Here is a 12,951-nt window from a genome sequence, read left to right on the forward strand (position 1 = left end):
GCTACGCGGCATGAAGGCCCGGACCAAGGAAGCACTTGACTTGGCATTAACAAAGATCATTGGGAAAATCAGTAATAGCGATGCCAGAGGATGGTTTGCCCATTGCGGCTATTCCATTCACTGATGTGAAAACCGCTCTAGAGATCAAGTTTATCGACTCCGTTACGCCAGTTGAATGCAACTCGATATGGATGCCGGCAGACGACTTTATTGAAAGCGGGGCCTTGTACCCGATCCACGTTATTTTCATCGAATGGGTACAGTCAAGCGCACCTTCAGAATTGAATGAGATAGCGGAGAAAGTTGGACTGGAATGCGTAATCGAAAGTGGAAAGGCTACTGTATATGGGTATCGATAAATATCCAAGTTTTCACCTCAACATTGACGCCTTTGGCGCTTGTCATTTAGGCCGCTAGACAACGGAGAAAACATGGCGGCCGCTCCTCCATTTTCGGCCCGTAATCGTGGTCCCCACCAACAGATTGATGGTGCTTTTCCATCGACTGCACGCAATGGTCTTTTGCATCTCCTGCTAGATTTAATTGAGAAAAATTACGTCGCAGGCTGGTGTGCTGTAGCTCGGGAGCTACAGCGCATTGCCAGGCTGCCGCCCGTCGAATACAACGAATCAAAAGTAACTAGCATTAGCCAGGCTAAAGCGGACGCCGAAGTTGCCTTAACTGATTTGGGTTGGGAGAAAACCTATGACTTCTGCGAGCGCTTGCACAACTATCTCGCATGTGAAGTTGGATATACTTGGAATGACGAATTTCAAGTAACAAAGACCAAATCTGAAGTTCAGGGGTTTATCGCCGAAGAGCTACAGCGGCTCTTCGAAGAAGAGGGACTCGCTTTCGAGTTCTCCGATGGACTTGTACGGCGACTTGGCAGAAAGCACACCGTTGACGTAACTACGAGAGCTCAAGTGGTTCTCGGCGATCCTCGGTTGGCTAGCGCGAGAAAACATTACGACAAAGCGCTACAATTTTTTCGGAGCCCCTCAAAGCCGGACTACGAGAATACGGTAAAGGAGGCAGTTTGCGCTGTTGAAGCCGCGGGAAAGAGTTTATTCCCTGGCGCCAAAGCATCGACGTTAGGCGACTTGGCCAAATGGCTATCCTCGGCAAAAGAAGTATCTGTACCGAAGGCATTGATTCAAACTATCACAGGTATCTACGCATACCGCAGCGGCGGGGACGGTATAGGTCATGGCGGCTCATCTGGGGGCGCGGCAACCATGGAAGTGGCGGAATATGTACTTGCGGTGTGCGCTTCACAAATCATTTATCTAGTTGATATCTCTCACGTACAAGAAGGTGATGTCCCTTTTTAGCCTTCTATATCCAACGTTCAATTCGACGCCGAACGCGGCGAAGGCCGCAAAAGCAGGCGTTGAACGTCTGCTTTCGGAAAACGCGAATGGCCGGAAAGGGTCGGATATTGCCTGTCGCTCGCAAGGATCGGTTGTCCGCTCTCAGTCTGAATCAGGCATTCAGCACACATCATCTACTGCCCGCTTCTGAGTCAAAAGCTGTCGATCAACCAGGATTGAGGTTCGAACAAATCTGACATTGGCTGGAAGATAAAGCCTGAGCTACGCCATCTAAGCTTTGACGTTGCGAAGTGAGTTATCCAGGAATGGACTTGCCGCCGCAATTGACCAGGCCAGGAAAGAGTGGCTCGGTCAGATTCCATGCTACAAAGTAAACCATCCTGGCTATACCGAAACGCCACCGCTGACTTCCACCAAGGTTCCATTGATGTAACTCGCTTCATCGCTCGCCAGAAAAGCGTAGACAGACGCAATCTCCTCGGGCTTGCCGATGCGTCGAAGCCAACTCGCCTCCCTGATTTGCTTCAACACCTCCTCCGGTACGCTTTCGAGCATTTGCGACGCTGTTGCGCCGGGCGCGACTGCATTGACACGAATGTTCTTCGGACCAAGCTCGCGCGCCCAGGCTTTGGTCATGCCGACAACACCGGCCTTTGACGCAGCATAATTTCCCTGGCCGAAATTTCCATAAATGCCGGCAATGCTCGATGTGTTGACGATGGCGCCGCTTCCCTGCGCCAACATGGTTTCCACCACGGACTGCGTGCAATTGAACACGCCCTTGAGGTTGACGTCGATGACGGCATCGAACTCGGCCTCCTTCATTTTGATCAGGCGTGCATCACGCGTAATGCCGGCGCTATTGACAAGAATGTCAATGCGGCCGTGCCTGTCTTTGACGGCAGTCATCATGGCATCCACCGTTGCGCGGGCGGCGACATTCACCACGTAACCATCGGCCTTGCCGCCTTCGGCACGAACAGTATTCACTGCCGATTCGGCCTTCGCAGCACCGGCCCCGGCCGCGACCGACAACATGGTGATTGACATGATTTCGGGCGTGTACGGTTGGTCGGGTGCATGGGACGGTTTCTATCTGACAGAGCCGTGGCCGCGCTCCAAGTTCGCGCCGGACCTGATCGTCAACAAGAAGATCGTTCTCAAATAAGGGAAGTCTGAGCGCGATGCAAGCGGGCTGGGCGGCATGCGCGCCTTGCCCGCTTTTGCATGCCGGTGCTTGTCCGCGGCGTCAGCAATCCCGCGGCATGCTCCGGCAACAATGCCTGCAGAGCATTGTTGCGTCGCCCCATCCCCTCGTTGAATCGAAAGCATCGGATATGTTACGCTCGACGCTTCCCCGTGAATCCGCCGCTGCATCCGATTTCGGCAACGTTCTCACATGCTTAGCACGCAGTATATTTTTCTTATCGCAGCGCTTCTCTGCTTCCTGACCTTTCTTGTCTTGTACGGCGTGCGCGCCAACCGGATCGCGGGCATTGACGAAATTCTCATGGCCACGCTGCTCGGCACGCTGGGCAACCTGTTGTATGCCTTTGGCAGGGAACTGCCGCCGCTTCTTGCCTATGAAGCCGCCAACGGGGTCTACGCGGCTGCATCGGCCTCGCTTTTCATCGGGTACCGCCGGCTATTCAAGCAACGGCCCTACCGGCGCGTAATGCTGGTTGCGGTACTCCTGTTTACATTGGCGGCCGCCTTCTTCCACTATGTGCTCGACTCCTTTCTCGGAAGAAGCGCCCTTGTTTCGCTGTTTCAGGCCGGAATTGCGGCGGGCATCGCAATGGCACTTCTGCAAGCGCGCACGCATTGGGACAAACCGTATTACACGAAGTTGTTCATCCTGTTCGTGTGCGGCGTGGTCGCAGTCGGCCATCTAGGGCGCGTGCTGTGGCAGATCGTTGCGCCCGTCTCGCCCACGTCACTGCTGCAACCGAGCACCGCGAGCATCCTGTTTCTCAGCGCAGCCACCGTCGCCTTGCCGGCGATAGCGTTCGGCGGATTGCTTCTTGCGCATCGTCGGATCGTGTCAATGGCTGAAGAAGCGGCCAACCGGGATTTCCTGACCGGGGCGTGGTCACGCCGTGCGTTTTTCAATATGGGCAAGCATGAACTGGTGCGGGCGGCCCGCACCGGACGTCCGCTTGCCATTATGCTTGTCGACTTTGATAACTTCAAACCGATCAACGACCAGTATGGCCATGACGCCGGCGACCGCGTGCTGGTGTCCTTCACCCATAGAGCCGAAGCAGCGCTGCGCGCAATCGACTGCCTGGCGCGCATGGGCGGCGATGAATTTGCGGTATTGATGCCGGAGACTGATCTGGCCGGCGCAACGGCTGCCGCTTACCGCTTGAAAAAGAGCGTGGAAACAGGCAAGTCAGGCGATGGCCTGGTTGGCGTGACGTTGAGCATTGGCGTGTCGGTCCTGCAGCAGGGCGATTCGCTCAAGACCTTGCTGAAGCGCGCCGATATCGCGCTCTATGAAGCCAAGGCCAAAGGCCGTACCCAGGTGGTTTGCCATCCAGTCGCGTCGGCCGGCTGACGTAAAAAAATCCACCCTGGCTTTCCGCTGGACAGGCCGCATTCTCGAATCTGTACGCGTGTCGATTCGCGGTCGATACATCGTCGGACGATGTCGATGCGGTTTCATGTCACGGCGATACAAGCGCTCGTGCTGTTACATTTCTGCCGCGCGCGGCATTGTGGCGCATCAAATCCGGGCCATTGTCTTTCACTACACTCGGACTCTTCCATCAGCCTCTACTCTTGAACTTCGTGCGGGGGCGGGGATAACTCGTGCCACTGTGCCTGTGTGGCGGAGTGGTCATTGCAATGACATTCTCTCGATAGGAGTCCCATCATGTCGGAAGCGAATGACAGCACCAGTGTGTCCAGCGTGTCCTTGAAGGACGCACTCATCGGGCTCACGGAAATCAATGCACCCGCGCCTTTGTCGAATGCAGTGCGAGACAAGAAGTTTGCGCCGGCCGCGGGCACGCTTCAGTTCGTGCCGCGCGATGAGCAAGCCGAACAGAAGCTCATCGAAATTGAAAAGCTGATCCGCAACCGAAGCTACAAGGCCGCCATCCGGGAAGCGCGTGCGATCAACATCCAGGATGCCAACCTCGCATCGACCTACACGCTGATGATCCAGGAAAAGGTGGTGCGCGCGCAGGTGGGACTGGGCGACCGCTACTTGGCCTGGGGCGACCGCGAACGTGCGAAGAAGGCCTATCGCGACGCAACCTCTGCACCCGCGAGCGATGCCCGGTTCGAGACAATCAACAAGCTGACGACTACTGCAGTCAACCAGATGGTGAAGCTGCGCGGCGACCTTGTGGAAAAGATCAAGGGCATGCTGAGCGCGGGGCAGTATGAAGAGTGGTGCGAGACGCACAGGCGCCTCCAGGATTCGAGCATCCTCGACCATCTGAAGGACATCATTCCGGATGTCAGCCTGGTCGAGGGGCTTGGCTCCGGCATTCCACCTCACTGGCCACCGAAGGACAAACCGGGTGACGGATGGACGGATCCCCCGCCTGTTGATGAACTGGCCAATGAAAAGGGACTCGGCAGTGTCGTGCTCGAACGGCCTGTACTGAAGCCTGGTGCCGCTTTTGCAACCATGTCCAGCCGGCCGGTGGGCCTTGCCGCCATCGAAGCCTTCTCGGTGGAAGCGGGAAGGGCGGCGATGCCGCGCGCGTTCTCCGCGCCGCATGCGATGGAGCTGCGTGCTTCTTCCACGCTCCCTCTCATGTCGGCGATGCTGACCGCCCATGCACGTATCCTCGCGCTGGACAAGAATCTCAATGCCGTCGGCCTGTCGGCGGGCAGCATGCCGATATACCGCTACGCCTACCTGGTCGACCAGGCGCGCCATATCCTCGAGTTCATCGCCGGCATCGATGCGCGCATGGCGCCGATGCAATTCCAGCTTGACGACTTCAACGAACTGGTCGACACGATCCGCCGCCACATCGACGAAAACGCGAGTGAGATCCAGGCGCTGGATAACCGCATCTCCGAGCTGCAGACGAACATCGCCACGCTGAGCGATGGCAACCAGAAGATTGGCGTGATGGTCCAGCAGCTCAAGCAGGCGGAAGACGATTGCACACCGAAATGGTGGGAAATCCTGCTGTCGATCGGCGTGGTTATCCTGGCGACCGCAGTGGGCGCGCTGATCGGCTTCCTGCTTGGCGGCCCTCTGGGAGCGGTGGCCGGCGGACTGAGTTCGCTCGTCACCAGCATCGGATTGACGATCAAGGTGTGGAACGACAGGGAGATCAATTGCGACAACGTGAGCCAGGCGCGCCAGGACTTCCAGACAGCGCAATCGGCGTTGCAGGCGGCACTGTCGGATAACCAGGCCGAGCTGCACCATTCGCTGCTGCAACGCGATGCGATCATCGCCACGCTGGCTTCACTGCAGGATACCTACGACGAAGCGGTCACCTCCAACCAGGCGCGCGTGCTCAATGCCGCCACGCTCAGCCGCGTTCTCGGCGTGCTCGACAGCGTGCGCAGCACCGCCATCCTGCGGGCGCATGCGCTTGCCCGCCTGGCGCAGGATGCGTACAACGCGGACAACGACCTGCAGATCAATGTCATCGCCGGCAGCCATAGCGACTACCTGGACCAGGACGCGCGCGGCTATACGGCAGCGGCCACGCTGCAGCGCGACCTGGAAGGGCTGGAGCATATCCGCCTGACAGGCCGCACCCGCAAGCAGATGCAGCTCACGCAGATGGTATCGTTGAGCAAGCATTATCCGAGTACTTTCGCGGCCATCCTCACGGCGGGATTCGGGCGGTTTGCCACGCGCTTGAGTGATTTCGACCGCTGGTTCCCGGGCACCTACATGCATCGACTGAAGGAAGTACGCGTTGAAGTCCTGGTGGATGACAAGCCGCAGCCGATCCGGGGATACCTGAGCAACGACGGCGTGTCGTTCGTGCGTTTTGTCGACCATGGCAACAAGGTCGCGGTCGATGACCGGGATGTGCTTGCCGAGCCGGACACCGACCTGCGCAAGCTGTGCTACAAGCGGCGGCGTCGGCACCATGCAGTCGAGACCATGGCTTTCCCGTCCTCCGACTCGTTCCTGTATGAAGCTCGGGCCACTGAACTGCAGCGGCAGGAACGCAACTTCTTTGAAGGCTGTGGGCTGGAGAGCACCTGGCAGCTTGAATTCACGCCGGAGCAGGAACTCGCCTATGCGCGCATCACGGACGTGAAGGTCTACTTCCAGTTCGAAGCACTGTTCGATCCGGCGCTCAAGAGCGTGGTCGAGTCCAAGCGCTACCAGAACCGCAATGAAACGGCACTGATTTCCGTGCGCAAGCTGCTCCAGGATCGCGGGACGACGGTCGACTTCTCGCAGCCCGTCGTCGCCGACATCACGTCGTTCATGTTCGAAGCGCCGAGCGTCGACAAGTTGATCCGCGAAGTGGGTGTGGTGCTGCGACCGAAGCAGGCACCGTTGCTGAGCGGCGTGGCGAAGCTGCGTCTCAACTTCCAGAACCAGGCGGCGGTCGAAGTGGAAACCAACGACCAGGGCATCGTGGCGACCGACCAGACCTACCCGGCAGGAAACAACACCAATGCCTTGCGCGGGCTGATCCAGGGAAAGAGCGCGATCGGATCGTGGATGATGCAGATCCTTTCCTTGCCGGCAGGGATCACGATGGATGATATCGACGACGTGCTGCTGATGATTCCCTATAGCTTCAAGGCAGCCTGATTCCGCGCAGCTGTTTCGCATGCAGCCCACCTCTCCCGATCCTGCGGGAGGGGCGGGCAGAGATGGAGATTGTCTTCGCAGGCAAGGGAATGTGCATGCATTCTGTCCATCTCTGGCGTTCCCGATGTAACCGGAAGTCGGGCGGGGAATAGCCACTCTTTGGAACAGCTTACTGGCGGCAACAGATCTGGTCGCGTTCGAGCATGTTCAAGGCCCCGCTCCAGTGGCAAAATTCGTTTTCCATAACGATCATTGCCCACTCGGCTTCACATGCAGCAACTTCGCTCCCTGACACTGATTCTTGCCGGTCTGGCGATGCTCGGCCCTTTCAGCATTGACACCTATCTTCCCTCCTTTGCCTCCATCGCGAGAGACTTTCAGGTTGATCCAGTCCTGGTGCAGCAGACGCTCAGTGCCTACCTCGCATGCTTTGCGACGATGATGCTGTTCCATGGCACCCTGTCCGATTCCTTCGGACGCCGGCCGGTGATCATGGCATCGCTGGGTGTCTATACGCTTGCCTCTGCCGGTGCCGCGCTGGCACCAAGCCTCGGCTGGCTGATCGCGTTTCGTGCCTTGCAGGGTTTGTCGGCGGGAGCGGGCACCGTCGTGGGACGCGCCATGATCCGTGACCGCTTGTCAGGCGCGCATGCGCAGAAAATGCTGTCCGATGTCACGGTGGTGTTCGCGGTGGCGCCCGCAGTGGCGCCGGTCCTTGGCGGCTGGATGGAAGTATGGTTCGGCTGGCGTTCAGTGTTCGCGTTTCTCTGCCTGCTCGGACTGCTGATGACACTTGCCTGCTGGCGTGCGCTTGCCGAAAGCCTGCCGCAGGAGCGCCGGCAGCCGTTCCATGCGCGGCAGATCCTCGGAAATTACGGCCTCGTCCTCCAGCATCCGCGCTTTCTCTTGCTGGTGTTCGCGCTGGCCCTGGCATCGATCGGCTACTTCGTCTACATCGCGTCCGCGCCTCACTTTGTGATCGACGTGTTGCACCTGACCGAAACCTCTTTTGCATGGCTTTTCATTCCGGTCGTGATCGGGCTGGTCGGCGGCGCCGGGATGGCCGGGCGGCTCGCCCACCACTGGAGCCCGGTTCGCCTGATCACGCTTGGCTACGTGCTGGTGGGCTTGTCCGCGGCGGCAAACCTGTTGTACGCCAGCATTTTTCCCGCGCAGGTTCCCTGGGCAGTCCTGCCCTTGCTCCTCTACACCTTCGGCGTGTCGGTCGCATCGCCCAGCATCATGGTGCTCACGCTGAACGTATTCCCTGCCATGCGTGGGCTGGCGGCATCGATGCAGGCATTTTTCCAGACACTGATGTATGCCGCGGTCTCGGCGCTGGTTGCGCCATTGGTTGCGCAGAGCGCACTCAGGCTGGCCGCCTTCGTGTTCATGACAGCGGCCGCCAGCGTGGTGTGCATCGTCATTGCCATGCGCATGGGGCACGAGCACGGCTGACGCCTGCAAGGCTGCGGCAAAGCGCCGATAATATTGGCAGTGTTGTATCAGGGTGATTCGCCCTCCTAACAAGGCAGGCGGCGCTTGCCATGTCGCTGAAGGAAAGCCAGATGAGCATGAATGAACGCGCAGGGCGCGATGTAACGATTGCAGAACGCGTCACAAAATTCATCCTTGAGGAAGTGATTCCTTATGAAAAGGATCCGCGCAATCACGGTCATGGTCCCTCCGAGGACCTGGTACGCGAGCTGCGCGACAAGGCGAGAAAGGCCCGCCTGATCGCACCGCAGCTGGGCGAGGAATGGGGCGGCCACGGCCTCAACCACAGGGAAACCGCGACGGTATTCCGCGCCGCCGGCTACTCGCCGCTGGGCCCGGTAGCCATGAACATCATGGCGCCGGACGAAGGCAACATGTTCCTGCTGGAGCGCGTGGCTACCCAGGAACAGAAGGAGCGTTACCTGCGGCCGCTCGCGTCCGGCGCAATCCGCTCCGCTTTCCTCATGACGGAGCCTGACGGCGGTGCCGGTTCGGACCCTTCGATGATCAGTACGGTGGCAACGCTCAGCGGCGATGACTGGCTGATTTCCGGCCGCAAGTGGCTGATCACCGGCGCGCAGGGCGCCGCCGTCGGCATCGTGATGGCAAAGACCGGCGAGCACGCCACCATGTTCCTCGTCGACATGGATGCGCAGGGCATCCACATCGAGCGCGTTCTCGACACCATCGACAACTCAATGCCCGGCGGCCATGCCGTCATCTCGTTAACCAATGTGCGTGTGCCGTCCAGCCAGATCCTCGGCGAAGTCGACCAGGGATTCAAGTATGCGCAGGTGCGGCTGTCGCCCGCCCGCCTGACGCACTGCATGCGCTGGTGGGGCACGGCCAAGCGCGCGCATGATATCGCCTCGCGCTACGCCTGCACGCGCCAGGCCTTCGGCAAACCGCTGGTCGATCATGAAGGCGTCGGCTTCATGCTTGCGGATAACGAGATCGACCTCAAGCAGGCCGAACTGATGATCGACTGGTGCGCATCGGTGCTCGATACCGGGCATTCCGGAACGGCGGAGTCCAGCATGGCCAAGGTCGCGGTTTCCGAGGCCTTGTTCCGCGTGGCCGATCGCTGCGTGCAGGTATTGGGCGGCATGGGCGTGACGCGCGATTCGGTGGTGGAGCAGGCCTTCCGCGAGATTCGCGCATTCCGCATTTACGACGGCCCGTCAGAGGTGCATCGCTGGTCGCTGGCGAAGGGCGTCAAGCGCCGTTTCAGGATGGCGTGAACTGTCTCAGGACGACATTGGCGTGCACAACTCGACCAGAATGCCGTCCGGGCAGCGCACGTACGATACGGTTTGCCCCCATGGCTTGTTCGCCGGCGCAGTGAGTTCCCGCGCGCCGGCCGCAAGCGCTTTCGCATGCGCCTCGCCGACGTTCTCCGTGACCAGGCCGATTTCGAAGCCCAACGGTTGCGCGGAAGTATGTGCAGCGACATGGCCGCCCGGGAAGTTCATGTCGCCCAGTTCATGCGCCGCAAAGGAGAGCGTCGTTTCACCGGTGTCCAGCTCGCCATAGGTTCCTGACTCGTGCAGGAAACGGCGTGACAAGCCGAATGCTTTTTCGAAGAACGCCAGTGAAGCGGCGACATCAGGCACGTAGATGATGGTGTAGCCAAGTTTCACGTTGCCTCCTGATTGTCACGGGCATCCATGATTGTTTGCCCGTCGAAAGAAATCGCGTATCGGAAACAGCAGTCCTGCCAGTGACAGCACGATGAACACGATCTGGTGAATGTGGTCCCTGCCGGGTGGCAATCCGCCCAGCAGATGCGTCGTCCAGAAGACAGGATAGTACCAAAGCGTGAACCACGCCCACCGCTCCCGGCGCCGGAATGCAGTCAGGGTAATCATGAGGCCGAACAGGCCCATGCCGATGGAGGCGACACCGATTGCCTTGAGGAACGGGCTGTTCGCCGACGCTGGCCCTACGCTGGCGAAGATGCCGAAGCCCAGAATGGAAACTCCGATGATGGCGAGCGAGATCCAGGCAATCCTGAGCGGAAGACTTTCGTGCGCAGGCATGATGCACCATCTCAACGAGTGATCAGAGCAATGCGGCGAGCATCAGCTTTCCCAGGGCAAAGCGAGCACTTCGCCTTGCGGTGAGGTGGTCAACACGGGCGTCATGGAGAAGGCAGCAATCGTTTCCAGGGGCTCTGGCCCGACGCTGATCAGCTGATGGTCCACGCTCGCTGGAATGACGATAGTCTGTCCGGCTATGAACCGCTCTATCCGTCCTTCGGCATGCAGTTCGCCGATGCCACGAATGCAGAGTACCACTTCCTCGCAGGTGTGCCGGTGCGGCGGCGTCGCATTGCCGGGGGCCATGGATTGCTTCCACACAGAGAGATGGCGCAGGCCGGTGCCGCTGCCGGCAACTGTGACGTGGTCAATGCCGGGGATTGGCGTGGAAGCCGGAGTATGGTTCGTGAGTATTTGCATGATGGTCTCCTTGAAAAGGGAAGGCTCAGTATGCAAGCCTTGAACTTGCCAGTAAATATGCTGTAATTTCACAATATTAAGGAAATTTATTCGTCAATCCAGGGAGGCCGGATGAGCGGGTTCAGTGAGTTCATAGCGTTCGCCGTCACGGCTCGTCATGCGAGTTTCGCCCGAGCGGGACGCGAGCTTGGCATCACCGCTTCCACGGTCGCCAAGCGCATCCTCCGCCTGGAAGAGCGGCTCGGCATCAAGCTGTTTCATCGCACCACGCGACAGGTGACACTGACATCCGACGGCGAAGCGCTGTATGCGCGCTGTGAGAAGGTGCTGGCCGATATCGACGAAATCGAATCGCTTGCCTCCGGTACGAGCGGCGAGCCGCGCGGTCAGCTGCGCATCAACATGCCGATCACCTACGGCAAGCGCATCGTCATTCCTCGCCTTGCGCGGCTGTTGTCGCAGCACCCAGGGCTGGAACTCGACATGCGCCTCTCGGATTCTTTCTGTGACCTCATCAAGGACGGTGTCGACGCTGCCATTCGCGTCGGAAAGCTCGACGATTCGCGGCTCGCTGCAAAGCGTATCGACTGGCAGCATCTCGTGCTCTGCGGGAGCCCCGCTTATCTGCGGCTGCACCGCAAGCCGACACGCATCGACCAGCTGGATCAGCACCATTTCGTTGTCTTCCGCAATCCGACTTCAGGACGGGAGCGGCCGGTGCAATTGCACGTAAGTGGCCGCTTGCGTGAATTTCATCCTCCAACACGCGTCGTCATCAACGACGGGGAGGGCATGGTCGAAGCGGCACGCAATGACGCCGGACTCACGCAGGTGCCGCGCTACATGGCGGAGGATGCCATTGCTGACGGCAGTCTGGTCGAAGTGCTTGCTGCAAATGCTCCGCCGCCCCAGCCGGTCAGCCTGATTTGGCCGGGAAACCGGCTGCTGCCCGCGCGCATGCGCCTGCTCATCGACATCCTGTCATCGCCCGAATAGCAGGACGTCCAGATGATTCTGCATGGTGCACAGAGCAATCGCTGCGCCTTGTCTGGTTGATCCGGTGGTTGCGGCTGCTTGCTTTCATGGCTGAACAGCCGCCTGCGAAGTCAGCACATCCAGTATCGCCGCTGTCTCCGCGTCCGGTACGCCGTCAAACCGCTGCGGCCGGTATTTCATCTGGAATGACACCAGCATTTGTCGCGTCGTTTCATCCATCTGCCCGCTGCAGGGCAGAACATAACCGTGCTCCACCAGCTTCTCCTGGAACCACGTGGTATCCGGCAATTGCTGCTCGAAGGCTTGCTGGCGCTGCGCCACCAGCGCCGCATCGGGCCAGCGGATCAGGCCCGCTTGTGCCAGGCGTATCCATGGAAACAGTGGGCCGGGGTCGACCTTGCGCTGGAAGGCGATTTCGTTATGACCCAGGATGTTGTCCGGCGAGATGTGGTGGCGCGCGACGATCTGCTTGAGGAGATCGATCAGCAGGGAGATCTGTTCCGGCGGATAGGGGAAGTAGATGCGTCCTTCCGGCGTGTCGCGATAGCCGGGGTTGACGATCTCGATGCCGACCGAACTGAAATTGAGCTGCGCATCGTTTTTCCACGCGCTCAGGCCGGCGTGGTAGGCGCGCCGGTTTTCATCGACTAGCTGATAGATCTTCGGCGGGTGGTCGTCGATCAGGTAATGGCTGCTGACGTCGCCTTTCGTCAGGATCGTGAGCGCGCGCGGGAAGTCGCCGTCGGTGTAGTGCAGGATCACGTAGCGCACGCGACTGTCCTGGGAGACCGATGAAAAATGCCGGTCGATCGGCGGCCCGCCCGCGCAGCCGGCCAGTAGTGTCAGGCAAAGAAGTGAAAGCAGGTATCTCATCGGCGCACGCAGGTATCGTTGGCAGAAATTG

Annotated in this window: 11 protein-coding genes; 6 read left to right on the forward strand and 5 right to left on the reverse strand. The window is 59.4% G+C overall.

Annotated features, from left to right (window positions below):
- Positions 1–431 precede the first annotated feature (431 nt).
- The gene (locus VJ698_RS01620; RefSeq protein ID WP_324100906.1) at positions 432–1,334 is read left to right on the forward strand and encodes a hypothetical protein; all 903 of its coding nucleotides are present in this window, start codon (positions 432–434) and stop codon (positions 1,332–1,334) included.
- A 384-nt stretch (positions 1,335–1,718) separates the two neighbouring features.
- On the opposite strand, the gene VJ698_RS01625 is transcribed toward VJ698_RS01620, so the two are convergent.
- Positions 1,719–2,384: an SDR family oxidoreductase gene (locus VJ698_RS01625; RefSeq protein WP_324100907.1), complete on the reverse strand. Its 666-nt coding sequence runs from the start codon at positions 2,382–2,384 to the stop codon at positions 1,719–1,721.
- 349 nt (positions 2,385–2,733) lie between these two features.
- Between VJ698_RS01625 and VJ698_RS01630 the strand changes: the two genes are divergently transcribed.
- From VJ698_RS01630 to VJ698_RS01645, 4 genes are all read left to right on the forward strand, one after another.
- Positions 2,734–3,894, forward strand: a complete 1,161-nt coding sequence (locus VJ698_RS01630) for a GGDEF domain-containing protein (RefSeq protein WP_324100908.1) — start codon at positions 2,734–2,736, stop codon at positions 3,892–3,894.
- A 318-nt stretch (positions 3,895–4,212) separates the two neighbouring features.
- Positions 4,213–7,095 carry a hypothetical protein gene (locus tag VJ698_RS01635; RefSeq protein ID WP_324100909.1) on the forward strand — a complete coding sequence of 961 codons (2,883 nt, stop codon included), beginning with the start codon at positions 4,213–4,215 and terminating at the stop codon, positions 7,093–7,095.
- Between the two features lie 270 nt (positions 7,096–7,365).
- Positions 7,366–8,553, forward strand: a complete 1,188-nt coding sequence (locus tag VJ698_RS01640) for a multidrug effflux MFS transporter (RefSeq protein WP_324100910.1) — start codon at positions 7,366–7,368, stop codon at positions 8,551–8,553.
- 110 nt (positions 8,554–8,663) lie between these two features.
- Positions 8,664–9,833 (forward strand): acyl-CoA dehydrogenase, encoded by a 1,170-nt coding sequence (locus tag VJ698_RS01645; RefSeq protein ID WP_324100911.1) that lies wholly within the window; start codon positions 8,664–8,666, stop codon positions 9,831–9,833.
- A 6-nt stretch (positions 9,834–9,839) separates the two neighbouring features.
- Here the strand turns inward: VJ698_RS01645 and VJ698_RS01650 are convergent, their stop codons facing one another.
- From VJ698_RS01650 to VJ698_RS01660, 3 genes are read right to left on the reverse strand one after another with little or no spacing between them, the layout of a single operon-like run.
- A complete protein-coding gene (locus VJ698_RS01650; protein WP_324100912.1) occupies positions 9,840–10,232 on the reverse strand; it encodes a VOC family protein in 393 nt (130 codons plus the stop codon).
- Between the two features lie 15 nt (positions 10,233–10,247).
- Entirely contained in the window at positions 10,248–10,631 is a 384-nt protein-coding gene (locus tag VJ698_RS01655) for a hypothetical protein (RefSeq protein WP_324100913.1), read from the reverse strand.
- Between the two features lie 42 nt (positions 10,632–10,673).
- Complete coding sequence (locus VJ698_RS01660; protein ID WP_324100914.1) at positions 10,674–11,051, reverse strand: cupin domain-containing protein; 378 nt, start codon at positions 11,049–11,051, stop codon at positions 10,674–10,676.
- Between the two features lie 111 nt (positions 11,052–11,162).
- On the opposite strand from VJ698_RS01660, the gene VJ698_RS01665 reads away from it, so the two are divergent.
- Positions 11,163–12,047 carry a LysR family transcriptional regulator gene (locus tag VJ698_RS01665; RefSeq protein ID WP_324100915.1) on the forward strand — a complete coding sequence of 295 codons (885 nt, stop codon included), beginning with the start codon at positions 11,163–11,165 and terminating at the stop codon, positions 12,045–12,047.
- Between the two features lie 84 nt (positions 12,048–12,131).
- On the opposite strand, the gene VJ698_RS01670 is transcribed toward VJ698_RS01665, so the two are convergent.
- Entirely contained in the window at positions 12,132–12,920 is a 789-nt protein-coding gene (locus VJ698_RS01670; protein ID WP_324100916.1) for an N-acetylmuramoyl-L-alanine amidase, read from the reverse strand.
- Positions 12,921–12,951: the final 31 nt, after the last annotated feature.

This window comes from Noviherbaspirillum sp., from assembly GCF_035254685.1.
Lineage (GTDB): Bacteria > Pseudomonadota > Gammaproteobacteria > Burkholderiales > Burkholderiaceae_D > Noviherbaspirillum.

Bases quoted from the DNA above. Each gene is read 5' to 3' on its own strand.
- VJ698_RS01620 (WP_324100906.1), top strand. From the start codon at position 432: ATGGCGGCCGCTCCTCCATTTTCGGCCCGTAATCGTGGTCCCCACCAA.
- VJ698_RS01625 (WP_324100907.1), bottom strand. From the start codon at position 2,384: ATGTCAATCACCATGTTGTCGGTCGCGGCCGGGGCCGGTGCTGCGAAG.
- VJ698_RS01630 (WP_324100908.1), top strand. From the start codon at position 2,734: ATGCTTAGCACGCAGTATATTTTTCTTATCGCAGCGCTTCTCTGCTTC.
- VJ698_RS01635 (WP_324100909.1), top strand. From the start codon at position 4,213: ATGTCGGAAGCGAATGACAGCACCAGTGTGTCCAGCGTGTCCTTGAAG.
- VJ698_RS01640 (WP_324100910.1), top strand. From the start codon at position 7,366: ATGCAGCAACTTCGCTCCCTGACACTGATTCTTGCCGGTCTGGCGATG.
- VJ698_RS01645 (WP_324100911.1), top strand. From the start codon at position 8,664: ATGAGCATGAATGAACGCGCAGGGCGCGATGTAACGATTGCAGAACGC.
- VJ698_RS01655 (WP_324100913.1), bottom strand. From the start codon at position 10,631: ATGCCTGCGCACGAAAGTCTTCCGCTCAGGATTGCCTGGATCTCGCTC.
- VJ698_RS01660 (WP_324100914.1), bottom strand. From the start codon at position 11,051: ATGCAAATACTCACGAACCATACTCCGGCTTCCACGCCAATCCCCGGC.
- VJ698_RS01665 (WP_324100915.1), top strand. From the start codon at position 11,163: ATGAGCGGGTTCAGTGAGTTCATAGCGTTCGCCGTCACGGCTCGTCAT.
- VJ698_RS01670 (WP_324100916.1), bottom strand. From the start codon at position 12,920: ATGAGATACCTGCTTTCACTTCTTTGCCTGACACTACTGGCCGGCTGC.